Genomic DNA, 22,309 nt, shown 5'->3' with positions numbered 1-22,309 from the left:
GGAGCGCAATGGGCAAAGTCTGACCAGGCGCCGCGGGATTGACAACGGGATTTGGGTTCACCTCCACTCGGGCAAGGACAGGTTTCGGGAGGTTTTATGAAGACCGCGCTCCTTGCTGCACCGCTGCTCACCATCACCCTCGCGGCCCCGCTTGCCGGCGCCAGCCCGCAAGGTTCGCCGCGCACCGTTCAGCTTATCACGATGGGCGTGCCGGCGCCGCCACGCCTGCCGGCCGCTGCGGGCTCAGATGGCACAGACCGCCCGGACACGCCCGCGGTGGACGAAGGAGCTCCGCTCGCCGAGGCACGTCCAGCCGCGCTTCCAGCCTCGTTCAGCGTCCATGATCTCAGCCGCAAATGGGTGCAGTTCCAGATGGCGCAGACCTACGGGCAAGTGGCCCCCGGCGAGACCTCGCCGGTCGACGTGTCGGCTTCCGGGGCGGCGCCGCCAGTTGCGGCCGCGCCCGGCGTTTCTGCCGAGCCGACGCTGGAGGCGATACCCGTCCCTGCGTGGATGCGCGGCGGACTGGCCTTTGCCAGCGCCGCAACCCGATACACGGCAGGATGCTATGCCGGAGGCTATCGGCCGGCCGGTTTCCTCAGCGCCCAGGCGGAGATCCGGCGGGCGGGCTATTACGGGATGATGAGCGCGATCGCGTGCCAATATGGCATCCCGGTCGGCCTTTTCGACGCCATGATCATCCGCGAAAGCCGCTACAATGACCGGGCCGTTTCGCCGAAAAATGCCTATGGATTGACCCAGCTCATGCCCGGCACGGCCGCGGGGCTGGGCGTGGATCGCTACGATATCGAGCAGAATCTGCACGGCGGCGCGCGCTATCTGCGCAGCCAGCTCGATCGCTTCGGCCAGGTCCATCTGGCGTTGGCGGCCTATAATGCCGGGCCGGGACGGGTGCGGGACGGCCAGGTGCCGCGGATCGCCGAGACCCAGGCCTATGTCGACGATATCCTCCTCAACTGGCGGCGCTTGAGCGGTTTCACGCGGACGGCCAGTGTTACCGGCCCATCGTTGCCGCCGACTCCAACATCGCCGCGTTTCAATGGACGCAGCGCGATCGTTTCGCGCTTCTGAGGCGAGACCGAGCCGACGGACGCCGGTGCGAACCGCGCGGACGGCGTCCGTCGGTCAATCCAGGCGGAAGCTCTGCTCCATGCGGGCGCGACGCTCGATGATCGCGATGACCTCGCGTACCACCCGGTCAACGACGCCGTCGCGCAAGGGGCCTGCCCATTCGCGGCGGATCTCGGTGCCATCCATGCCTTCCACGTCGTTGAGCGCATGGACAAGCGAGAGCGGCAGGCTCGCGAACACCTCGGAAATCATCTGCATCATCGTCGAGAATCGGCCGTCATGGAGAAGATCCAGGTCGCGAAGAGTTTCGACACCGAGAACGGCCTGGATGAACCCGATTTGAAGGACATGAAGGATCGTCTGAAACTCGACGAGCGTCATGCTCTCACGGGTGGAAGGATCGGCGGTGGGCCGCAGAAGATTAGACAGGCGGTTGCGCCTGATGCCGGTCTTGAGCGCCAGTTTCCGCACGCTCACATTTTGATCCGACATCGCCTGAAGAATGTAAGGAATATAGTCCCTGAAGGGGATCGCAGCGTTCTCTTCAGCGGACTTGCTTTCGTCCGTCGAGGAAGGTGCCCCGCTGGTGGCAAGGGATGTCATGAACCGGCCCCCTGATCCTGCTCCGTGAGAGCACCAAATCACAGCGGGAAACGCTTTGCAACAACCTGTGACCTGGATTTCTTTATAGGTATCGGCTAAGCCATTGGTACGGATGGACTTACCTGTTGCGAATCGCTCGCAATTTTTCCGGCGGCCTGGGTAGGCGGTAAATCGAGCCCCTGTTCGCGCAACTTCGCTACGACGGCCTTCGCCTTCTGCTCGACGATATAGTCGAACAGGAGAAGCGACAGCATGTCGCCGGCGGACATGCCCTGCCCGAGTTGCTTGGCCAGAATATGCTGGGCCTCGCTGAGGTTCTCGGCGCTGCTCGCGGTAACGCGCAGTTTGATACGAATGCCGCCTTCGGTGGGGATCTTGTCCAGATGCGAGCGAAGCACATCGGAATCATGATCCATGGCCGCGGCGGAGGCGGCGCGGGCATTCACCAGCGTCGCGAGCGTCTGGTAAGAATGGGTTTCGTTCGAGCGCAGCCGCACGCTTTCGGTGGTGAGGCGGAAGAAGTGCTCGGAGATATCGATGCTGACCTGTCGGGGGAAACCTACTCCCGCCGCGTCCTGTCCCTGTGACGTTTTGTAACCCTGCCCCACTCGACCCCCCTGAGTGCCGGATCCCGCGTCCTTGCTACGCGGCACGAACCTCATGCCGATTCCACGGTAGAACCTAACCGTTAACCAATCTTATCGCAAATTTTCGCGAGTCGCGCGGGTGGCTCGGATTTCGGGCCAGCGTGGCGCGCGCTGGTGACCGTCCTGGTCTGCACGGCGGGCCACCCCGGCTCGCAGCGCGTACCGGAGCGGTTCGCGCGCGGCGCCAAGCGACTCGGGCTGGAAGAAAAATTCATGTCTCCCGCAACGCGCCGAGCCGGGGAAGGTTGCTCGGCCGGCGAGCGAGGGGACAGCCTTCGATTGGGCGCGGAACCGCCGCGTCTCAATCGGAAGGAAATGCTCATGCAACAGGTACTGAAGCATGGCGGGCGGGTAGAGCTTGCGATCCTCGTGATCGCGGCGCTGGCCTTCGCGCTGCTCATGTTCGCCGGACCGGCCTTCGCCGGCGCCGACACCACCTTCGACACCGCGCTCACCAAGTTCACCGACTTCCTCGAGGGATCAGGCGGCAAGATCATCACCGTGCTCAGCCTCGCCGGCGGCGTGGTCGCGCTCGCCTCGGGCCGCTTCTCGATGGGCCAGATCGCCATCCCGGTGGGCGTCGGCGTGGGCGCCGGCACCGGCGTGCCGATCGTCACCTCGACCGTCACCGCAACGATCTGACGTGGGTTCGGCCGGCGGCGTAGCAGCGCCGACGGTCCAAATGGAGGGTGGTGCGATGTCTGCGGACAAATATGTCATTCCAACTCATCTGGATGATCCAGAACTGATCGGGCTGTGGACCCTGGATGAGTTCCTCGCGATGGTGATTCCGTTCACCTGGGGGATCCTGTCTCAGCATATCCTTATCGGCATTTTGCTCGCTGGAGCAGGCTGGTGGGGCTTGAAGCGCGCTAAGGCGGGACGGGCGGCATCCTGGCTGCTGCACATGGCCTATTGGCACCTTCCGGCCGGGTTCACCGGCATGAAGGCGACACCGCCCTCCTACCTTCGACTGATGGCCGGCTGACATGGAGATCGCCAACAGCCACGCGCAAAGCCAGCGCGTTCTCAAGCAGCGCAACCTCCTCGTCGCCATCGCCGGCGTGCTCGCAGCGATTACCGCCATCCTCTTCCTGATGGTAGCGACCCGCGATCGGGAGATCGTCCTGCAGCCGATCCTGCGGTCGCCGCTCACAGTCAGCAGCGCCGGGGTCAGCCGCGAGTATCTGGAGATGGTCACGCGCGACGCCGCGGTGCTGACCCTCGATCGATCGCCGAGCAACCTGGAATACTGGATGAAGTCGGTTCTCGATATCACGGCGCCAAGCGCACAGGGGCGGCTCAAGGCGGACCTTCTCAAGATCGTCAACGAGCAGCGCGGATCCTCGATCGCGCAGTTCTTCGCGATCCAGTCGATGAAGCTCGATCCGGACAATCTGACCTCGGACGTGACGGGCGACCTGCACACGATCGTAGGGAGCAAGGTCATCTCCAAGGACCGCCGGACCTTCCGCTTCAAATGGAAATATTCGGGCGTCTCGCTGCAGCTCGTCGGCTTCGGGATGGTGTCCAAAGCCGAGGAAGGAGATCAATGATGAGTGCTATCGCCATCGGCAGCACGGCTGCCGGCGCCGCCTTGTGCTCCCGATATTATTGCCACGCCAGCCGTTTCATCGGCGCGGGACTGGTCGCGGCCGGCCTGCTTCTGATCGCCGAGCCCGCCTGGGCGGACCAGACCATCATGGCGTCGGACAGCAGCCAGGTCGACTGCCAGGCGTCGGCCAAGGACCTGACCCGCATCAGCCTCGTCGAGGACGAGTTCGCCAGTGTCTCGAAGATCTCCACCGGCAATCCGACGGACGATTTCAGCGTCGTCAACGAACCGGTGCGCGGCGACATCTACCTGTCGGTACCCGAGGGTTTCGGGCGGTCCGCGCTCTCCTTCTTCGGCACGACCAAGCGCGGCTATGTCTACAAGTTCGTTTGCCGCATTGGCGGCGAGCAGGCCGCGCAGGTCTTCATTTCCAATCCGGCGATCGCGAAAGATCGCTCGGGTGAGGCGGTCGCCGCCACAATCAAGGCCGGCCCCCAGGACGCAGCCGTCGAACTCGTACAGGCGATGTATTCCAACAGCATCGTCGATGGCTACGAGATGCGGCAGCGCACTTTGCGCCCGGTCTTCGTCGGCGGGCTCAAGGTCCAGATGATCGCGGAATATCGGGGGCAGGAGCTCACCGGCAAGGTTCTGCGCATCGAGAATATGAGCAACGCGCCGATCGCGCTGAACGAAGGCGCGGTCGCGCCGCGCAGCGCGCTCGCCGTCTCCATCGCCGAGCCGATGCTCGCGCCCGGCAAGGTCACCACGGCCTATCTCGTCTCGCAGATCGGGAGGTAGTCATATGGCACTCGCGGATATCTTCTCGCGCACCCGTCGCACCCTGGACGGTCCCGATGAAGAAACAGAAACTGTTTCACCGGTAACCGGCGAAATCGGCAGAAACGAGGCGACCCGCAAGAAGCAGCGGTTGCTGCTCGCGGGCGTTGCCGGCGCGGGGCTGGTGCTCTCGTCCTTCTGGATCTTCGGGGGCAACGACAAGGACGCGGCCGAAGACGACGACGGCGAAAAGGTCGAGGTGTCGACCAAGGATCTCGTGAACCGCAACCTCTCCCAACAGGAGTGGATGGGGATGTCCGAGAACCAGTTCCAGTCGATGGAAAACCAGCTGAAGTCGGTGAATGCGCAGCAAAACCGCGTCGACGCGCTGGCAGCCCAGGTCGAGGCGCTGAAGGGGCAGAACCAGGCCCTTCAGGCCGATGGCCAGCGGGTCTTCTCCGCCTACCAGGCCGAGAACGAACGACTCAAGCGCGAGGCGGCCCAGCAGCGGGCGGCACCGCCGCCCCAACCAGGTCCAGCCGCGCTTTACGGTCCGGGCGGGACCCAGGCCTATCGGCGGCCCGATGGCACGCCGGGGGCGGCCGGGCCCGCCGGCGCGCCGATGGGCGGCGCGGAGGTCAAGATGGTGAACTTCCAGACCACCGAGACCGGCAATGCCTCGCGCGTCGCCAAGGGCAACACGGTCTATACCGACAGCGTCAATTACCTGCCGCCCAACAGCTTCGCATCCGCCAAGGTGATCGTCGGCGTCGATGCCAGTGCCGGCGTCAACAGCCAGTCCGACCCGCTTCCGGTCGTGCTGCGCGTGACAGGCCCTGCACGCAGCGTCTTCCAGAACGGGCGCCTGCTCACCACGAAGATCGAGGGCTGCCTCATCAACGGAGCGGCGCGCGGCGACCTTTCGGCCGAGAAAGTCTACGTCAAACTGCAGAAGATGACCTGTCCGCAGCCCGGCGGCCGCTACGCGGTCTCGGAGGTCAAGGGCTTCATCGCCTTCGGCGGCAAGACCGGGGTGCGCGGCCGGGTGGTCTCGCGCGAAGGCGGGCTGGTGACGCAGGCCTTCATCGCCGGCCTCTTCGGGGGCTTTGGCCGCGGCTTCTCCGCAAACGCCAATTCGGTGTTCCAGGGCACCAACATCACCACAAACGGCAAGCGCGACAAACTCTCGGCGGGCGAGATCCTGGAGGGTGGCTTCGGGGAAGGCGTCGCCCAGACCGGCGACATGGTCTCGAAATATCTGATCGAGCGCGCCGAACAATATCAGCCGGTGATCGAGATGCCGACTGGCATCGATGTCGAAATCGTCTTTCTGGAGGGTGTCTATGTCCGTAACTGATCGCCTTCGCGCCGCTGTTGCGCGTACGCCCTGGAGCTATGGCCTCATCGCCCTGCCGGTGGTGGGACTGGGCGCCGCCGCCATCGCTGCCGCTGCCGCTGCCGTTCCGACCGAAGACAGCCAGGTCGCGGGCCTGCTCAAGGCCCGGCTGCCCAAGACCGAGATCAGCGCGGTTAACTGCGCCAAGGTCGCAGGGCTGTGCGAAGTGACAGCCGGCGCCAACCTCTTCTATGTCGATCGCGGCGCCCGCTATCTGGTCATCGGCCGGGTATACGACATGGAAACGCGGCAGGACGTGACCGCCGCACGCCTCCTGGAGATGAACCCCGACATGCTGGTCGGCGGCGCCGCCAAGGCCAATGCGACGGCCGCGCTCGGCGGCGAGGCGGACGTTTCTCCCGTCGCACCCACCGCCGGCGCGCGCCGTGTCTCCGTGCCGGTGCGGCCGGCCACGCTGTCGCTCGCGGGGCTGCCCCGCGACGGAGCGATCGTCTGGGGCAACAAGGCATCGAGCCAGTCGGTCACGGTCTTTACCGATTTTCGCTGCGGCTACTGCCGCGCGCTTACTAGCGTGCTGCGCAGCATGGACGTCAAGGTCATCGAACGGCCCATTTCGGTCCTGGGCAGCCGGGATCTGGCCGACCGCGTCTATTGCGCCAGGAACCGGGAAGAGGCGCTCCACGCCGCCTATTCCGGCGCGCCGTTCGAAAGCGAGGGCAAATGCGACACGCGTGGCCTCGACGCCAACGAGCAGTTCGCCCGCAGCCATGGCCTGAGCGGGACCCCGGTCATCGTCCGTAGCGATGGCGCCATGCTTGAGGGCTACCGGCCCAAGGACGTGCTGGAAGCATGGCTGAAGGGAGCCAAGTCGTGAAGGGCCGCGCCACTCGCTGGCATGCTGGCCTGGCGCTCGCCGTCCTGCCACTCATGGGGGGCTGCGCATCGTTCGGCAGCAATATCGCGGGGAGTTTTTCCTGCCCTGCGCCGGACGGAATTTGCGCGCCGTCGTCATCGATCGACGACCGGGCACTGGCCCTCATCACGGCTGAAGCGCCGGACGCCGTGCCGTCACGGGCGGGACCCTATCGCGATCCCGACATGGGAGCGGGAAAAGGCGCCCGGACGGCGGTGGCAAGCACGCGGCGCATGCCTGTGTCGATCGGAGAGGCGGGCCGCACGCGTGAGAAAGTGCTGCGGATCGTCTTCCAGCCTTATATCGACGAGCGCGGCCGGCTGCACGAGGCGAGTGCCGTCCATGCCGTGGTTGCGCAGGGCGAGTGGCAGCAGCAGGCTATCGCGGACGCGTCTGGCCTGTCCTCCCGCAATGAGCGCGCCGCGGCCTATGCGGGCGAGACGCTCGCCGACGCGGTCGATCGGACCGAGACGGAGCGCTTCTCCCCCGCCGAAGGCCTGCCTGACCCGGCGGCTGTCGCTGCCGCGCGGGCGCGTGCGACGGCAGATCCGGTTGCCAGCATCAAGAGCGCTGTCGCGGCCCGGCTTTCGCCAAGGCCCGATGCGCGGGCGCGGCGCAAGGTCGCAGCGACGCCCCCGCAACCCGTCAGCGCTGCGGCCCCGTCCGCCGAACCGACTGCTCCTCCCGCGGCAGCGGCTGCACCGCCGACACGCGCGGTCCCGTCCGCTCCGCAGGCTGCGGCAGTCCCTGGCGCTCCCGCCAAGACGACCGCCGGCGCGGAAGCGGCGGCGCGGGTGAAAGCCGATAGCCGGTACCAGGCGGTGGCGTCGCAGGCACAGGATGGTGCGCGGGCAGCGGCCACGGGCGCGCAGGCGCCCGACTTGCGGCCGGTGCTCAAGCCCACGGTGAATTCGGCCGCATTCCCCGGCGCCGTCGCGGAGGAGAACTGACATGGCGAAAGGCGGCTTTTTCGACAGCATGCTCTCGGGGCTCTTCGGCGATGCGGCGCGTCCCGATGATGACCGGCCCGCGCTCGGCGTTCCCATGCTGGCGCACTGGCTGCCCTATCGCAGCTACGATCCCAAGACGGGGATCTTCTACAACAGCGCCTCGCGCGGTTTCGTGATCGAGGCCGCTCCAATGGTGGGCGCTGACGAGCGCACCGCGGAGATCATCACGCAGTTCCTGTCCGAAGGCATTCCCGCGCCGGGCTGCATCCAGTTCCATCAGTGGATGAGCCCGCGCGTGGGGGAGGCGCTGAGCAAATGGTATCTGCCGCGCTACGCCGCACGCGGCGTCTACGAACGGATGGCCAAGCACCGGGTCGATTTCCTCAGCGACGGCGTATGGCAGTCGCTCTCGAAGGACGCGCCCTTTTGCCTGCGCCATCACCGCGTGGCGATCTCCTATTCGACGCCCGAGAGTTCGTCGGTGTCCGATGACGACATCGTCTCGGTCATGGAGGGCCTCGTCTCCGCGCTGGCTTCGGTGGGGGTCACCACCCGGCGCATGGATCCGGTCGCGCTGATCGCCTGGATCGACGACATCACCTCACCGACCACGGCTGCCGGCGAGGACGTCGTCAGCTACAATCCCTTCGATCCCATCGCCGACCAGGCCATTCGCCGCGACATCGAGCTCCGGGTCGAACCCGACCGGATGCTGCTGCGCACCGAGCGGTTCCGACCGACCGGCAAGGTCCACGAAGGGGCCCCGGAGATCGGCGAAATCTATCCCGATGTCTTCGACGTGCGCTCCTTCTCGGTGCGCAACCTGCCCAATCGCTGGGCGCCCTGGGACATGGCGAAGCTGGTGGGCGACATGTTCACCGACAAGCTGCGCATGCCGTGCCCGGTCGCGACGAACCTGTGCGTTGAATATCCGGACACCCAAGCCTCGTCGAACAAGGCGAGTTTCAAGTTCATGCGGACGACGAGTCTCGCCGATTCCAAGTCCGCGCGTTTCCTGCCGCAACTGCGCGACCAGAGCCAGGAGTGGCGCTTCGTCAACGACGAGATCCGGCAGGGCCGCAAGCTCGTGCGGGTGTTCTTTTCGGTCACGTCCTTCTCGCCCAAGGGGCGCGGCGACGCCAACGAACGCGTTCTCAAATCTGTCTACCGAGCAGCGGGCTGGGACCTGCTCGACGACCGCTACCTGCAGGTGATGGGCCTGCTCTGCGCCATGCCCATGACGATGGCCAACGGCCTGTCGCGCGATCTCGAGCGGATGAAGCGCATGCGCACGCTGCTTACCACCACCGCCGCCAATCTCGCGCCGCTGCAGGGCGAATATCTGGGCGGCCATGTGCCGCATCTCCTGATGGTGGGACGGCGCGGCCAGCCTTTCTTCTGGTCACCCTTCGAAAACGCGGCGGGCAACCATAATGTCGCGGTCTTCGGCAAATCGGGTTCGGGCAAGTCGGTGGCCTTGCAGGAGCTGTGCGCCTCGCTGTGCGGCGCTGGCGCGAAGGTGGTCGTGATCGACGACGGCCGATCCTTCGAGCATTCGGCCAAATTGCAGGGCGGCGCCTTCGTCGAGTTCACCATGAGCTCTGGCTTCTGCCTCAATCCCTTCTCGATGATCGACGAGGCCCAGGCGGCGGAGGACGAGGACTATCTGCTCGACTGCATGGCGATGCTTAAGGCCATCGTGAACCAGATGTCGCGCCACATCGACCGTCTCAACGATACCGAGCGCGGCCTCATCGATGGCGCGGTCAACACGGTTTGGGAGGCGCACGGCCGAAGAGGATCGATCGACCTTGTGATCGAGGCGCTCGATGCAACCGGCAACGCGCTCGCGCACGATCTCAGTATTGCTATGCGCCCCTTCTCGGCGGCGGGCACCTACGGCCGGTTCTTCCAGGGGGAAGTCAGCTTCGAACTGAAGGCGCAGCTCACCGTCTTCGAGCTCTCGGATCTCTCGGCGCGCGAAGAACTGCGCAGCGTGGTCCTCACCGCCATCATGTTCATGTCGCAGCAGGTGATGCGCAAGGTCGATCGCGCAATCCCCAAGGCACTGCTGCTGGATGAAGCCTGGCAGCTGCTGCGCGGCGGGGCCATGGCCGACTTCATCGAGACCTATGCGCGCACCTGCCGCAAATATGGCGCCTCGCTCGTCACCGCCACGCAGTCGCTCAACGACTATTATAAGTCGGCGGGGTCAATCGCAGCGCTGGAGAACAGCGACTGGTTCGTCATTCTGCAGCAGAAGCCGGAAACGATAGCCGATTTCAAGAAGCATGATCGCTTCGAGATGGACGATTATACCGATGCGCTGCTGCGCTCCTTGAAGCGCAACGGCTTCGAATATTCGGACATCATGATCAAGGGACCCGAGACGCTGGCGGTTGGTCGCCTGGTTCTGGATCCCTATTCGGCCACATTGTTTTCCTCGAGCCCGCAGACCTTCGCCCGGATCGAGGCGCTGATCGGCGAGGGTCTCAGCATGGACGAGGCGATCGAGCGCATCGCCTTTCCCGACAATCCCGAGAAATGGGCGGCGAATGCGGAGAGTGATCCCGACGTCGCAATCGCTGCGGAGTAGGTCCAGTGGCATCCATCCCGAGCGAAGAGACGCTTAAGCCAAGCCCACCGGCGGCGACTACCCCGTGCATCCGGCTCGACTTGCGCACGATCCTCTATTGGTATCTCCACCTTTTCGGCTTCACCCTGTCGTCGCTGCTGATCAGCTGGGGATTGTTCTTCCTCTTCTTCCTGGCGATCGGCGGCTTCTCGATCGACGGCATGATGCACCAGCTGGCCAATATGGCGAGCCGCTACGTCGCCGCGGACCCAGCGCGCATCGCATCGTTCAAGCAGGTGCTGGCCTGCGCGCAGCTTCTCCTGGCCGGCGCGATCATCGTGCTGCGCCGACATCTCATCATTCCGCGTCATGTGTCTGAAGGGAACCGTTCCCATGGCTGAGCAGGCTGAACTCGATCTTCCTCCCGTCCCCGCGCCGTCTGGCAAAGCCACGCGCTCGCGCCGCCGGACCCTATTCGCAGGATTGACCCGCTGGCAGATGCTGGGCGGGCTCCTGCTGCTCGCGGCGCTCGTCTGGGCGATGTGGGTGACCCGGCAGGTGAGTGCCCGGCCCGATCATATCGTCTCGGTCAAGCTCTCCGAACTGGTCGGAGAATATGTCGAGGCGCAGCGCTACTCGGCATCGCCACCTGAGCGGGTCAAGGCCGAGATGCAGGCCTTCATGGCATCGCTCGACAAGGAGCTTGCGCGTCGCAGCGCCCATGGCGACGTCATCCTCGTCGGCGAGGCTGTGCTCAGCAAGAATGTCGATGACATTACGGAAACGGTGAAGAAGGCAGTCTACGCCTCGGGCGTGCCGATACCCAAGCGGATAACGGCCGAGGAGCTGCAGCGCCTGCAGCAAATGAGCCTGCAGGCCGCGCCCGAGATGCCCGTGCCGCAGGATCCGCGGACGGCCGCGCCGGCGAGCGCCGCACAAGCCACTGCCCAACCGGTTCCATCCGTCCTGCCCCCGGCCGTTGGTGCCCAGGGAGCCACCGTGTCGAGCTTTGGAGCGCCCGATGTCGGCCCTGCTCAGTGACAAGGGCGAAACCCCGATGGTGCCGGCGCACCCCGCGCCGGCCTGGCGACCGCGCAAGCATCTCTGGGCGGCGCTGGGGCTCCTGTCGGTCGGCACAGTGGTTCTGGGCGCGATCGCGGATTGGCGCGATCGTCATGCCTTCCTCATCAACACGAGCGAGTCCCTGCCGAACTGGGCGTTCCTCATCGATCGGGGCCGACTGCCGGGCCGCGGTGACTATGTCTTCTTCGACCCGCCCGCGACCGCTCTCGTGCATCGCCATTTCGGAGCGCGGCCCGCTATGTTCGGCAAGCTGGTTTATGGTCTCCCCGGCGATGTCGTTTCCCATAGCGGGAACGACGTCCTGATCGGCGGGCGCATGGTGGCGCGCATGAAGCGAGCCTCGCGCCTGGGCGAGCTGTTGACGCCCGGCGCGACCGGGCCGGTCCCGGCGGGCTGCTATTTTGTCGGGACGCCGCACAAGGACGGGTTCGACAGCCGCTATGCCGACATCGGATTCGTCTGCGCGCGCCAGATTATCGGGACCGGGGAGCCGCTACTATGAGGCGCACCATCCTGCTGGCGGCGACGACCGCATGCCTTGGCGGCACGACCCTGCTTCTCGCCGGCTCCGCCAGCGAGGCGCGCGACTATGGAACGGCAGGGCAGGCCTTTCCGATCATCGAGCCTGACCTGCTCGCGACGATCGAGGCGCGGCTGCGCCGTGCCGAAGCGAGCGGCGAACTGGCGCGAACCAACGCGCTTTTCGCCAAGCGGGTCGAGGCCAAGGTGCGGCGGCCAGATCCCGTGGCCGGTATCTCGCCGGCCCAGGAGACGCGCAGCTGGGATTTCGATCCCTCGGTTCGCATCGACCATGATGTCCGCGACCAGAAGGGAAATATGATCGCAAAGGCGGGTCAGAAGGTGAACCCGCTCGATTTCGTCGGCATTCATCAGGATCTTGTCTTCGTCGATGGGGATAATGCCGAGCAGCTGGCTTGGGCTTGCGGCAAATATAGCGACATGAAGGCGAAGATCATCTTCGTGAAGGGATCGCCGATCGAGGCGATGTCGCAGCGCAAGCGGCGCTTCTATTTCGACCAGGAGGGCAAGCTCACTGGCCGCTTCGGCATCGAGCACACGCCCGCCGTCGTCAGCCAGGCGGGCCGCGTGATGCGGGTCACCGAACATGCGCTCAAGGGGAGGGCGGGCTGATGCCCTTGTGGCTCGACCTCCTGCGCACGCCGATGGCCGCGCCCGAGACAAGCGACCTGCGCCGCATGCGCCGGACGTGGCAGGCGTTGTGCATCCTTCTCGCGCTAGTGGTCGGGGGGGTCGGCCCGCTGCGCCAATGGGTCGGCCGCCCGGCCGTCGCGGCGGTGGCCCTCGCGCTGCTCGTCGGCACGGCGCTCTACACAGCGCTGTATCTGGCTCGCAAGCAGCGCGCTGACACAGCCTATCTCGATCAATTGGGAGAGCGAGAATGACGCGCGGTCTTCGATCCCTGCTCGGCGCTGTGTCGCTTCTCCTGACGCTGGTGCTTTTTGCGGCGCCAGCGCAAGCGGCCGGACCGACCTGCAACGGCAAGTTCGTCAATCCGATCACCGACGTCTGCTGGTCGTGCCTCTTTCCCCTGTCGGTGGGCGGCCTCAAGATCTGGCCGAGCGGCCGGCCCGATACCAGCAATCCCGCCTCGCCGGTCTGCGCCTGCGCGGATCCGTTGCCGCGCATTGGCATTGCCGTCGGTTTCTGGGAGCCGGCTCGCCTGGCCGATGTGACGATGAAGCCGTGGTGCTTCCCCAACCTGGGCGGTATTCGCATCGCCCCCGGGTTCGATATCGGACAGGGCTATCTCGCCGGTCCCTCGATGGTCGGCGGGCGGTCGCAAAGCACGGCCAAGTGGCATGTGCACTGGTATGTGTATCCGCTGCTCTATTGGATGGAGATCCTCACCGACTTCGTCTGCTTCGAGCAGGCGAGCTTCGACATCGCCTATATGACCGAGATCGATCCGCTCTGGCAGGACGATGCCCTCACCACGCTGATCAACCCCGAAGCGATCATCTTCGCCAATCCGATTGCTCAGGCCGCCTGCGCGGGTGACTGCATTGCCGGAACGGTGAACCTACCGCTCGATCCGCTCTTCTGGTGCGCGGGCTGCCAGGGTTCGATGTACCCGCTCAACGGCAATGTCCCGGCCTCGATCGGCCATGTGCAGTCGTCGCGGCTGGCGGTCTCCCGCTTCGCCTACAAGATGCACCGCGAGGCGCTGGCCTGGGGGACGATGGGCTCGAAGGGCCTGTGCAAGAAGTACCTCATGCCGATCATGCGCAAGCAGCAATATCGCTTCCAGATGGTCAATCCGATCCCGACCGTGAGCGGGAGGTTCGCCTGCTCCGCAATCGGGGCTTCCACGATGCCGCCCGATGCGGGTCGCGCCTATCCCGCCGGCGGCGAGGACATGGGCTACCTCGTCTGGCGCAAGCGCAACTGTTGTGTCCTGTAGGGAGGGGTCGATGCGTTTCGCTGCCTGGGGCGTTACCGCCCTGCTTGCTACCGCCGGTGTATCGGCGCTGCTCGCTCAGACCGTCGATGGTCTCGACGTGCAGGCCATCAAGAAGCGCTCGGCCGATCTCGCCGCGGATGCCGAAGCCTTCGTGAACCACGTCAAGGATCGCGGCGACCAGTTCCGCGAGGAAGCCGTCGCGGTGCGTGAAGCCGGCACCGAAAACATGCGGCAGGTCGCGGCCAAGGATCTGCCCAAGGGGCCCGACGGCGCGATCGACTTCGATGAGATCGTGCAAGGCGCCGCCGGCAATGCCAGCGTCAAGAGCGGCGAGGCGCCGCAATTCATCGTCTTCGCCAGTCTCTCGATGCCGCCGCAGTCCCTGAAGCCGCTTATTCGCGATACGGCGCGCGCTGGCGGCGTCGTGGTGTTCCGCGGCTTTCCGAACAATAGCATGAAGGAGTTTTCGGCTCGGCTCGGGCAGATCGTCGAGCGCCAGGACGAATTCGCCAATGTCGGCATCGATCCGCGACTGTTCCGAGCTTTCAATGTGCAGGCGGTCCCGACCTATGTTGCCGTGTCGTCCGATTTCGACCTGTGCGCCGGCTTCTCCTGCCAGACAAAGGTGCCGCCCTATGACCGCATGACGGGCAATGTCACCGTGGAATATGCGCTCAGCAGCTTTGCCGACGGCAATGGTCCGGGCGCCCGGGTCGCCGCCGTTGGCCTCTCGAATATGCGGGCGCAGCGCTGATGCGCCTCGCGATCGCAATCAGTCTGGCGGTCCTGGCCGGGGCCAGCTTCCCCGCACAGGCGCAGACCACGCTGGAGGAAGCGCGCGAGCAGGGAAAGGCGATGGGAACTGCGGCCAAAGCCAATCCGGTCCTGGTGCCCAGCGACAACGCGCAGGCCGAAGCCGTGCCGGGGTTCTCGGGGACAACCCTCCCGCAGGGCAGCTATTTCGATGATCCGGACAAGCTGATCAACGATGCCCAGGCGCTTAAGTCGAGTAGCGAGCAGTATCAGATCACGACCGACAGCAGCCATGTGCGCCCGACCTTCAGCAATGCCGAGATTCTTTCGACGACCAATCGCGCGACCACCATTGAGGAGGATCCCTCCACCTATCTGGCGGGCGAGGCTTATGGCGGGACGAGCGGAAGCTGCACCGCGCTTCCGCCCGGATCGGGCACGAGCGGCTATTATGAAGCGAGTTGCAACGCGGGCGCCAAGGTAACGACCAACGCCCGCAGCTGCACCGTCAATCTGGATGTGCGCACCGATAAGCGGACGATCTACACCTATTATACCGGCCGTTTGAGTTTCCTGCCGAGCGATGGCGGCCCCTATCCGGCCCGTGCCGCGTTCGACGATGAAATCGCCTCGGGGGTCTGCTGGGAAAGCCGACCCATCGACTATTGCGACAACATGGCGGCCTATGGCTACACGGCGGCCGACACCTGCAAGAGCCTGGGCCACACGGCCGTTGAGGTGAAGTGCAGCGCTGAAGCGCAAGGGATTACGGAGGGCGCCTATCACCCTGGCACGGTGATTTCGACCGGCAACTACTGGCTGACCAGGCAGGAGGAACCGGCGGTTCCCGTCATCACCCGCAACGAGGGTCTCTGCGCAGCCTATGCCAGCGACAGCAACTGCACGCTGGAATCGGAGATCTGCACGGCAAGCGATCCGGTTACCCGGATCGTCGATGGTGTCCCTGTCACGCAGCCGTGCTGGGCGTGGCAGCGCAGCTACCAGTGCCACACCATTTCGTCGGCTAACGACTGCTCAGAACTGGAAGCCAATGGCAGTTGCACCTACCAACGCACCGAATGCTTGGACGAGGATCCTGACGGCGGACCCTGCAAGGTCCAGGAGAAGATCTATCGTTGCCCGACGGCGTCGGGCACCTCGGCCGACGCCCCACAATATATCTGCGGCGATGACGTCTATTGCATCAACGGCGACTGCGAGCCGATCGAACGGCAGGCCTCGACCGAATTCAAGGATGCGCTGGTGGCGCTGCACTCGATCGACCAGGCCGGCAAGGAGTTCGACGAGACCAATTACCGGGTCTTTTCTGGCGTACGCGAGACTTGTCACAAGCCGGTATTTGGCCTCATCAACTGCTGTGCCGGCAAGGTTTCGGGATTGGTGCCGGTAGCGGCGGGCGCCGCCGCTCTGGCCGGCGGGCCGGCCGCGATCGCGGCCTTCGCCACGCCGTTCCTCGTCTTGTTCGCCTGTTCTCAGGACGAGATGAGGCTCGATATCAAGGACCGGATGGGCTTTTGCCACAATCTGGGCACCTACTGCTCATCGAGTTTCCTGGGCATCTGCAAGACCAAGCGCACGGCCTATTGTTGCTTTGAAAGCAAGCTTTCGCGGATTCTCCAGGAGCAGGGCCGCGTGCAGTTGGGAAAGCCCTGGGGGGCGCCCAAGAAGGAGCAGTGCCAGGGTTTCACGATCGAGGAGTTCGCCTCGCTCGACCTCTCGGTGATGGATTTCACCGAAATCTATTCGGACTTCCTGGATGCAGCAAAGCTTCCCGACGAAGTCCAGACGATGACGGACATTCAGTCGAAGATACAGGATTACTATGATCTCCACGGCAAATGATCCGGGGCTACCCCGCGATGCCGGGGACGAAAGCGCGATGACGGTTCTCGAGCTGTCGATCTTCGTCTGCGCCTTCCGCGCCCGCACGCCCATCCGAGCAAGCGAGATCTTCGCGGTCATGCATGGCTGGTTCGGCGACATGCCCGCCGATCAGGTCGCGCTGCTGGTCCCCGGCATGGTGAGCCGTGGCTGGCTGACGCCGGTCGGCGAGGCCGTGAAGGCGAGCGAGCAGGGCCGCCGCGCAGCGCGACCGCTCGTGGAGGGAATTATCCGGATGCTCGATCAAGGCACCCGGCTCATCGACGTGGCGCTGATGATGTCGGTGCTGCGCCTTACCAGGGGAGAACTGGACAATGGCCCTGCCGATAATTGATTCCGTCATCTTCGCCTTGGTGCTGACGCTGACAGGCCCAGGCGCACAGCCGCCGCCCGAGCCTGCGACGGCGAGAAGTTCGCCGTGCCGCGCAGCGAGGGACGCCGGCCCGTCCGATTGCTGCGTCCACCCCCGGGCGCTCGACCTGACCGCCGCCCGCCCTTCCGCGCCTCACTTTGCCGCTGCGCCACAGCCGCAGGAAAGGATCCCGAGCCATGTCGAAGTTCACTAGGATTTGCGCAGTGGTTCTGGCGCTGATGCCCATGACTGTTAACGCGCAGGAGGCCGGGGCAAGCCGCGACACGATCGACGGGCAATCGCCCGACGACTTCTATTGTGGCGAGCGCCGCCTGGGGCAATGGTTCTATTGCTCGAAACCCAAGCCGCGCGAGACCCGCCCAGCGTCGCCGCAGGCGCCCGAGCCATCGGCTGCCGAACGCATGGCCGCGATCGCAAAGGAGCTCGATGAGCTCAAGGCCCGCGCGATCCTTGACCCCTCCGAAGAGAATGTCATCGCCTATGTGCGCTTCCAGCGCGAGCAGCTCGACCGGGCCTCGACTTTCGCGGATACGTGGCAGCGCGCTCTCTGGCAGCATCCCGACATCGACTACACGCTGCAACGCCCGGTTTCGACGGTCGGCAAACGAGCCTGGCTCGACAATCGCAAGGCGGATCGGGATGCCGTCCTGACGAGCCTCAGCCAGCGCTACGGGCTCTTCTATTTCTATGCGCAAAGCTGCGGCGCCTGCGAGCTCTTCGCGCCGATCCTGCGCTCGGTCGCCGACAGCCATCGGATGGCGGTCATGGCGATTTCGATGGACGGCGGCCCAAACAAGGAATTTCCCAACTATGTCGTCGACACGGGCCAGCGTGCCCGCATGGGACTGACCGGCAACGAGACGCCGGCGCTGGTCCTGTTCGACACCCAGACGAAGCGGACGATCCCGGTCGGGTACGGCATCCTCAGCGCCGATGAGATCATGGACCGGATCTTCATGCTCACCAACACCAAGGTGGGGAGTGACTACTGATGGCACGCAAGAGTTCCGGACGGGCACGGGCGGCGATCCGGCGCCTCGGTCATGGCGCCGCCTTATTGGCGGCATCGCATTTCGCGCTGGTGGGCGTTGCCCATGCCGATGTGGCGGGCCAGATGAACAGCTTCTTCAACGACGCGGGCGGTGCGGCCAATGTGACGGGCCCAAGCGCCTTCCAGGGCCAGTCGGCCGGCTACTATTCGATGGGCAATGTCTGGACGCGCTTCCCGCAAAAGTCGGTGTCGCCGTTCAACCTGCAGTTGCCAAGCGCTCGAGCAGGCTGCGGCGGCATCGACCTCTTTTCGGGGTCCTTCTCATTCATCAACGCCTCCGAGATCGTGGCGATGCTCAAGGCCACCGCCAACAATGCGCTCGGCTTTGCTTTCAAGCTCGCGATTGACTCCGTCTCTCCGGAAATCGGCAAGGTGATGGACGAGTTCAGCCAGAAGGCTCAGCTCCTCAACCAGATGAACATCTCGAGCTGCGAGACCGCGCAGGCGCTGGTTGGCGGCATCTGGCCGCAGATGGACACCACCCGCTCGACCATTTGCGAAGCCATCGGCAACAGCCAGGGCATATTCTCGGACTGGGCCGCCTCACGGCAGGGCTGCAACAACGGCAACCAGCGCGATAACACGATCGCCGGAAACAGCGATGCGTCGATGAAGGACCAACTTGTTGGCGAGCCGCATAACTATACCTGGGAGGCCTTGAAGAAGGCAGGCAAGTTCGGCGCCTTCGACCAGAGCTTCTCCGAATTCATCATGACCCTGGTGGGTACGGTAATCACGAAGCCGTCGGACGATCCGAGTGTCGGCGGCAAGGTCGTGATGATCGGCCCGGCCGAAGACGCCGTGGTGACCGCGCTTCTGGATGGTACGGCCGATGCGCCGCCGGTGAAGCTCCTCAAATGCAATGACGAAAACTGCTACGAGGTCGGCGCGCAGACGCTGTCGGTGCCAGCATCGTCCGCGTTGCGTCCCCGGATCGAAGCGCTGATCCAGTCGATGAACGACAAGATCCGCAGCGATACGCCACTCGATGCCGCGGAAAAGCAGCTTCTGAACATCGCGACGGTGCCGATCTTCAAGATCCTGAGCGTCCAGGCTTATGCGCATTATTCGCTGTCGCCCGGCGAGATCCAGGCAATGTCGGAAATCGTCGCGGTCGACCTGCTCACCGCTATGCTCGACAATATGATGGACCGGGTCGAGCAAAGCCAGGTCCACTACCAGACCTTCGACCAGGCTACCGCGGCCCAGTGGAAGGCGCAGATCGCCGCGGCTCGGGCCAAATACGCGCAGCGCGACGTCAAGCTCAACAACAAGCTGCAGGTCACGATGCAGCTCATCAATCGCAGCATGATGCTGGAGTCCACCCTGCAGAATTCGATGACGCCGGGCATGGCTTCGGCGCTGACCTTCTCGCGCGGGCTGAGCTCGCAGGGGCTGAACTGAAGCCGGGGAACAGGCGATGCTAGAGGTCTTCACGGTCGGTGGCGGCGAATATCTGGTCAATACCTTCAATGCTGTAGCGGCCTGGTCGGGAGGCGGGGGCTATCGCGCGCTGCTCCGGGTCGTGATGGTCATGGGCCTCATCTATTCGCTTCTCGTTGTGGCCTTCACGCTCAACTACAAAGCGTGGATGAACTGGTTTCTCCAGGCCACGGCGATCTACCTGTGCCTCATGGTGCCGACCGTCGACATCAAGGTAACAGACAGGGTAAATCCGTCGCTCGCGCCGGCGACGATCGACAACGTACCGTTGGGACTGGGCGTGCTGGCGAGCTTCACCACGCAGATCGGCGATTGGATGACACGCACCGCCGAGACCGTGTTCGTGATGCCCGGCGAGCTCAATTACACGACCAACGGCATGGTTTATGGCGCGAGGCTGTTCGATGCGACGCGCAACTTCGTAATCCGCGACGCCGAGTTTGCGACCAATCTCGAGAAGCATTTCAAGAACTGTGTGTTCGGCGACGTCATGCTCAACCAGAAATCGCTGACCGAGCTGTCGAAGGCGCAGGATCTTTGGGCCGCGATTGGCCCGGGCTCGGAAGCACGCTCCCAGGAATGGCTGGAAAAGGACGGCAGCGGCGCGGTCACGAGCTATATCGTGACGTGCCGCCAGGCCTATGAAGGTCTTTCGGGTCAGTGGGCCAACATGATCGAGGCTAACACCCCGATCTGGGCGAAAGAGGTCTACCCCAAGCTCAGCAACGCGCTTGCTGCCGACAAGCTGAAGCATGATGTTCCTATTGTGAACCAGGCTTTCACGGGGTCGGGAAGCAGCTACGCCGACTATATGCGGCAGAACACTGCGATCAACGCATTCATGCAGGCGCGCAACTCCATGGCGGGTGGCACGGGGGCGGCGGCGATCGACACGTTCGCGCAGACCCGTGCCGACGTACAGGCCCGCAATACCTACAATTCGATTGCGCAACAGGCGATGGCCTGGGTGCCCATCCTCAACATCGTTCTGACAGTTGTGTTCTTTGCGATGTTCCCGGTCATCTTCCCGCTCTTCCTCATGCCGCAAACCGGGCTGAGCGCGCTCAAGGGCTACGCTGTCGGCTTCTTCTACCTGGCTGCCTGGGGCCCGCTTTACGTGATCTTGCATATGATCTGCATGACGCGCGCCGAGACCGCAGCGACCGGCATCGCCTCGGGCGGCGTTACGCTTGGCACGTTCGCGGGCATCGGCGCCGTGAACGGTGAGACTGCGACGATCGCAGGATTCATGCTGATGTCCGTCCCTTTCCTCGCGGCCGGACTGGCACGCGGCGCGATGTCTATCGCCGGCCAGTCCATGTCCATGCTCGCGCCCGCACAGAACGCCGCCGAAGCCGCTGCCCTCGAACAGACGACGGGCAACTATTCCTATGGGAATGTCAGCTGGGCGAATTCGACGTCCAACATGCAGCAGAGCGACCAGTGGACCAAGGCGCCGAGCTATATGGGCGGCGCGCCGATGACGAGTTGGCGCCAGGACAATGGCGCGCTGATCAATGGCTTTGGCAACGGGCAAGAGGTCTTCGATACGGGCGGCGCTATTTCGCGCCTAGCATTCACGCCGACAATGTCGTCGGGGGCCGTCGCCGAATGGCGCGAAATGGCAAACGAGGCGCACCGTCAGTCGCAGGCCTATGAAAACGCCGCAAACGACATTCTGACCTCAACCCATACCAATCGCAGCGCATTTGGAACCTCGACCGAGCGGTCGTCGGGATGGGATTCGAGCAGCGGCCGTCAGGCAAACACTTCGATCGAACAGTTCGACCGGAGAACGGGAAGCAGTTCCCAGGGGCTGGAAGACAGATCCTCGATCGGGCAGTCGCAGCGGGTGTCGAACGGTCATGATCGGAATGTCATAGCGGCGGATCAAATAAATGGAGCGCTGGGCGGGGGGCTCGGCGGCCCGACCGGGACCGGGGCGGGGACGCAAGGAGGTCGCGGAGGCCGCACGCTTCCAAGCATAAGTGGGTCCGTTTCGAAATCCGGTACACAACAGGATCAGCTACAGCATTCCACCGGACAAACCAATTCCACCGATAGCTCCAACACCGCTTCCAGTGGGGTACGCGACGAACATTCGAACGGCACCGGCGCGAGTTCTTCAGACGGTACCTACAGCCGGAGCGGCGTGTTCAGTCGCGCCTCGCAGACTTCGTCGGCTTCGGTGAGCACTGAAGACGCTCTTTCCCGTGCGCGTTCATATCAGGAGTCCGCGCGCAAGCTGGAGGAATTGTCCCAGCAGCTATCCCGCGACGCCAGCTGGGCCGAGAGCCACGGCATGCAGCTCAGCACGAACCTCAGCCAGGACCTCGCGAACTGGTACCGCGCACAGCAAGTTGCAAATCCTGGCCTGGACGCTCCGGAGATCTGGGCGACGGATCTTTCCGAGCATCAGCGCAGTGTCCGGGATGAGATGGTCCAGCGGTGGATGTCGGAGAAGCGTGAAGCGATCTACGAGGAAATTCGCGGAAGCCTGAACGAGCCGGATCTTGTTGACGTACACCGCACCCGCGTGTCGTCCGCAGCCGATGTCAGGGCGACTTATCATCCGCATGGTGCTGGCGGCATTCCGGCTGGGCCGGGTGCCGGTAATCCGGGCGCAGCCGCTGCCGTTATCTCATCAGGTAAAGCTTCGCTAGATGGAGATCGAGCATCTGCGCAGGCGGGCAGAGCGGCGAATTTAGAAGGAGCGGCCCGTGTCCAGTCGGAAGTCAACGAGGGACAAAATAAAGGGTTCTTCCTGGACCCCGAGCTCAGAAAGTGAG

At 64.4% G+C, this 22,309-nt stretch carries 23 protein-coding genes; 21 read left to right on the top strand and 2 right to left on the bottom strand.

All coding sequences use genetic code 11. The features are described from left to right. Window positions 1-96: 96 nt before the first annotated feature. Complete coding sequence (locus SAMIE_RS20770) at window positions 97-1,092, top strand: lytic transglycosylase domain-containing protein (RefSeq protein WP_066701710.1); 996 nt, start codon at window positions 97-99, stop codon at window positions 1,090-1,092. Between the two features lie 54 nt (window positions 1,093-1,146). Here SAMIE_RS20770 and SAMIE_RS20765 read toward each other — a convergent pair whose 3' ends face one another. Both SAMIE_RS20765 and SAMIE_RS20760 read right to left on the bottom strand, forming a co-directional pair. Next, window positions 1,147-1,563: a hypothetical protein gene (locus SAMIE_RS20765; RefSeq protein ID WP_232037467.1), complete on the bottom strand. Its 417-nt coding sequence runs from the start codon at window positions 1,561-1,563 to the stop codon at window positions 1,147-1,149. Window positions 1,564-1,790: 227 nt separating this feature from the next. Continuing rightward, complete coding sequence (locus tag SAMIE_RS20760) at window positions 1,791-2,303, bottom strand: hypothetical protein (protein WP_036528824.1); 513 nt, start codon at window positions 2,301-2,303, stop codon at window positions 1,791-1,793. 360 nt (window positions 2,304-2,663) lie between these two features. On the opposite strand from SAMIE_RS20760, the gene SAMIE_RS20755 reads away from it, so the two are divergent. From SAMIE_RS20755 to SAMIE_RS20660, 20 genes are all read left to right on the top strand, one after another. After that, entirely contained in the window at window positions 2,664-2,984 is a 321-nt protein-coding gene (locus SAMIE_RS20755) for a TrbC/VirB2 family protein (protein WP_008832026.1), read from the top strand. 55 nt (window positions 2,985-3,039) lie between these two features. Then, window positions 3,040-3,330: a type IV conjugative transfer system protein TraL gene (gene traL / locus SAMIE_RS20750; protein WP_008832027.1), complete on the top strand. Its 291-nt coding sequence runs from the start codon at window positions 3,040-3,042 to the stop codon at window positions 3,328-3,330. A gap of 1 nt (window position 3,331) precedes the next feature. Further along, complete coding sequence (locus SAMIE_RS20745; protein ID WP_066701717.1) at window positions 3,332-3,898, top strand: type IV conjugative transfer system protein TraE; 567 nt, start codon at window positions 3,332-3,334, stop codon at window positions 3,896-3,898. Next, the gene (locus SAMIE_RS20740; protein ID WP_066701719.1) at window positions 3,895-4,698 is read left to right on the top strand and encodes a type-F conjugative transfer system secretin TraK; all 804 of its coding nucleotides are present in this window, start codon (window positions 3,895-3,897) and stop codon (window positions 4,696-4,698) included. The genes SAMIE_RS20745 and SAMIE_RS20740 overlap by 4 nt, the downstream gene beginning before the upstream one ends. A gap of 4 nt (window positions 4,699-4,702) precedes the next feature. Beyond that, complete coding sequence (locus SAMIE_RS20735; RefSeq protein WP_066701722.1) at window positions 4,703-6,034, top strand: TraB/VirB10 family protein; 1,332 nt, start codon at window positions 4,703-4,705, stop codon at window positions 6,032-6,034. Next, window positions 6,021-6,908 (top strand): DsbC family protein, encoded by an 888-nt coding sequence (locus SAMIE_RS20730; protein ID WP_066701776.1) that lies wholly within the window; start codon window positions 6,021-6,023, stop codon window positions 6,906-6,908. Before SAMIE_RS20735 ends, SAMIE_RS20730 begins: the two co-directional genes overlap by 14 nt. Next, a complete protein-coding gene (locus tag SAMIE_RS20725) occupies window positions 6,884-7,897 on the top strand; it encodes a TraV family lipoprotein (protein ID WP_066701724.1) in 1,014 nt (337 codons plus the stop codon). The genes SAMIE_RS20730 and SAMIE_RS20725 overlap by 25 nt, the downstream gene beginning before the upstream one ends. A 1-nt stretch (window position 7,898) precedes the next feature. Beyond that, entirely contained in the window at window positions 7,899-10,493 is a 2,595-nt protein-coding gene (gene traC, locus SAMIE_RS20720) for a type IV secretion system protein TraC (RefSeq protein WP_066701727.1), read from the top strand. 5 nt (window positions 10,494-10,498) lie between these two features. Continuing rightward, entirely contained in the window at window positions 10,499-10,873 is a 375-nt protein-coding gene (locus SAMIE_RS20715; RefSeq protein WP_036528777.1) for a hypothetical protein, read from the top strand. Further along, window positions 10,866-11,513 carry a TrbI F-type domain-containing protein gene (locus tag SAMIE_RS20710; RefSeq protein WP_036528775.1) on the top strand — a complete coding sequence of 216 codons (648 nt, stop codon included), beginning with the start codon at window positions 10,866-10,868 and terminating at the stop codon, window positions 11,511-11,513. The genes SAMIE_RS20715 and SAMIE_RS20710 overlap by 8 nt, the downstream gene beginning before the upstream one ends. Then, window positions 11,494-12,057 carry a S26 family signal peptidase gene (locus SAMIE_RS20705; RefSeq protein WP_232037466.1) on the top strand — a complete coding sequence of 188 codons (564 nt, stop codon included), beginning with the start codon at window positions 11,494-11,496 and terminating at the stop codon, window positions 12,055-12,057. Before SAMIE_RS20710 ends, SAMIE_RS20705 begins: the two co-directional genes overlap by 20 nt. Continuing rightward, on the top strand, window positions 12,054-12,707 hold the full coding sequence (gene traW / locus SAMIE_RS20700; protein ID WP_066701729.1) for a type-F conjugative transfer system protein TraW: 654 nt from the start codon (window positions 12,054-12,056) through the stop codon (window positions 12,705-12,707). Before SAMIE_RS20705 ends, traW begins: the two co-directional genes overlap by 4 nt. Beyond that, window positions 12,707-12,979, top strand: coding sequence for a hypothetical protein (locus tag SAMIE_RS20695; protein WP_066701732.1), 273 nt, complete (start codon window positions 12,707-12,709; stop codon window positions 12,977-12,979). Before traW ends, SAMIE_RS20695 begins: the two co-directional genes overlap by 1 nt. Further along, complete coding sequence (traU, locus tag SAMIE_RS20690; RefSeq protein ID WP_066701734.1) at window positions 12,976-13,998, top strand: conjugal transfer pilus assembly protein TraU; 1,023 nt, start codon at window positions 12,976-12,978, stop codon at window positions 13,996-13,998. Before SAMIE_RS20695 ends, traU begins: the two co-directional genes overlap by 4 nt. 10 nt (window positions 13,999-14,008) lie before the next feature. Further along, window positions 14,009-14,752, top strand: a complete 744-nt coding sequence (gene trbC / locus SAMIE_RS20685) for a type-F conjugative transfer system pilin assembly protein TrbC (protein WP_036528769.1) — start codon at window positions 14,009-14,011, stop codon at window positions 14,750-14,752. Beyond that, window positions 14,752-16,614: a conjugal transfer protein TraN gene (locus SAMIE_RS20680; RefSeq protein WP_066701736.1), complete on the top strand. Its 1,863-nt coding sequence runs from the start codon at window positions 14,752-14,754 to the stop codon at window positions 16,612-16,614. Before trbC ends, SAMIE_RS20680 begins: the two co-directional genes overlap by 1 nt. Then, entirely contained in the window at window positions 16,595-16,987 is a 393-nt protein-coding gene (locus SAMIE_RS20675; protein WP_232037464.1) for a hypothetical protein, read from the top strand. Before SAMIE_RS20680 ends, SAMIE_RS20675 begins: the two co-directional genes overlap by 20 nt. 215 nt (window positions 16,988-17,202) lie before the next feature. Continuing rightward, window positions 17,203-18,018 carry a conjugal transfer protein TraF gene (locus SAMIE_RS20670; protein WP_066701737.1) on the top strand — a complete coding sequence of 272 codons (816 nt, stop codon included), beginning with the start codon at window positions 17,203-17,205 and terminating at the stop codon, window positions 18,016-18,018. Further along, on the top strand, window positions 18,018-19,481 hold the full coding sequence (locus SAMIE_RS20665; RefSeq protein WP_066701739.1) for a conjugal transfer protein TraH: 1,464 nt from the start codon (window positions 18,018-18,020) through the stop codon (window positions 19,479-19,481). The genes SAMIE_RS20670 and SAMIE_RS20665 overlap by 1 nt, the downstream gene beginning before the upstream one ends. Window positions 19,482-19,497: 16 nt before the next feature. Then, entirely contained in the window at window positions 19,498-22,308 is a 2,811-nt protein-coding gene (locus tag SAMIE_RS20660) for a conjugal transfer protein TraG N-terminal domain-containing protein (protein WP_066701741.1), read from the top strand. The last annotated feature ends 1 nt before the right edge of the window (window position 22,309 follow it).

The organism is Sphingobium amiense (genome assembly GCF_003967075.1).
GTDB lineage: Bacteria > Pseudomonadota > Alphaproteobacteria > Sphingomonadales > Sphingomonadaceae > Sphingobium > Sphingobium amiense.
Note: the sequence above shows the minus strand (reverse complement) of the source record. Positions and strands in the feature narration are given on the sequence as shown.

Coding starts and splice junctions, on each gene's coding strand:
- SAMIE_RS20695 (WP_066701732.1), top strand. CDS start 12,707: ATGCCCTTGTGGCTCGACCTCCTGCGCACGCCGATGGCCGCGCCCGAG.
- SAMIE_RS20665 (WP_066701739.1), top strand. CDS start 18,018: ATGGCACGCAAGAGTTCCGGACGGGCACGGGCGGCGATCCGGCGCCTC.
- SAMIE_RS20675 (WP_232037464.1), top strand. CDS start 16,595: ATGATCTCCACGGCAAATGATCCGGGGCTACCCCGCGATGCCGGGGAC.
- traW (WP_066701729.1), top strand. CDS start 12,054: ATGAGGCGCACCATCCTGCTGGCGGCGACGACCGCATGCCTTGGCGGC.
- SAMIE_RS20725 (WP_066701724.1), top strand. CDS start 6,884: ATGGCTGAAGGGAGCCAAGTCGTGAAGGGCCGCGCCACTCGCTGGCAT.
- SAMIE_RS20670 (WP_066701737.1), top strand. CDS start 17,203: ATGTCGAAGTTCACTAGGATTTGCGCAGTGGTTCTGGCGCTGATGCCC.
- SAMIE_RS20730 (WP_066701776.1), top strand. CDS start 6,021: ATGTCCGTAACTGATCGCCTTCGCGCCGCTGTTGCGCGTACGCCCTGG.
- SAMIE_RS20745 (WP_066701717.1), top strand. CDS start 3,332: ATGGAGATCGCCAACAGCCACGCGCAAAGCCAGCGCGTTCTCAAGCAG.
- SAMIE_RS20705 (WP_232037466.1), top strand. CDS start 11,494: ATGTCGGCCCTGCTCAGTGACAAGGGCGAAACCCCGATGGTGCCGGCG.
- SAMIE_RS20755 (WP_008832026.1), top strand. CDS start 2,664: ATGCAACAGGTACTGAAGCATGGCGGGCGGGTAGAGCTTGCGATCCTC.
- SAMIE_RS20680 (WP_066701736.1), top strand. CDS start 14,752: ATGCGCCTCGCGATCGCAATCAGTCTGGCGGTCCTGGCCGGGGCCAGC.
- traL (WP_008832027.1), top strand. CDS start 3,040: ATGTCTGCGGACAAATATGTCATTCCAACTCATCTGGATGATCCAGAA.
- traU (WP_066701734.1), top strand. CDS start 12,976: ATGACGCGCGGTCTTCGATCCCTGCTCGGCGCTGTGTCGCTTCTCCTG.
- SAMIE_RS20735 (WP_066701722.1), top strand. CDS start 4,703: ATGGCACTCGCGGATATCTTCTCGCGCACCCGTCGCACCCTGGACGGT.
- SAMIE_RS20740 (WP_066701719.1), top strand. CDS start 3,895: ATGATGAGTGCTATCGCCATCGGCAGCACGGCTGCCGGCGCCGCCTTG.
- traC (WP_066701727.1), top strand. CDS start 7,899: ATGGCGAAAGGCGGCTTTTTCGACAGCATGCTCTCGGGGCTCTTCGGC.
- SAMIE_RS20770 (WP_066701710.1), top strand. CDS start 97: ATGAAGACCGCGCTCCTTGCTGCACCGCTGCTCACCATCACCCTCGCG.
- SAMIE_RS20710 (WP_036528775.1), top strand. CDS start 10,866: ATGGCTGAGCAGGCTGAACTCGATCTTCCTCCCGTCCCCGCGCCGTCT.
- SAMIE_RS20660 (WP_066701741.1), top strand. CDS start 19,498: ATGCTAGAGGTCTTCACGGTCGGTGGCGGCGAATATCTGGTCAATACC.
- trbC (WP_036528769.1), top strand. CDS start 14,009: ATGCGTTTCGCTGCCTGGGGCGTTACCGCCCTGCTTGCTACCGCCGGT.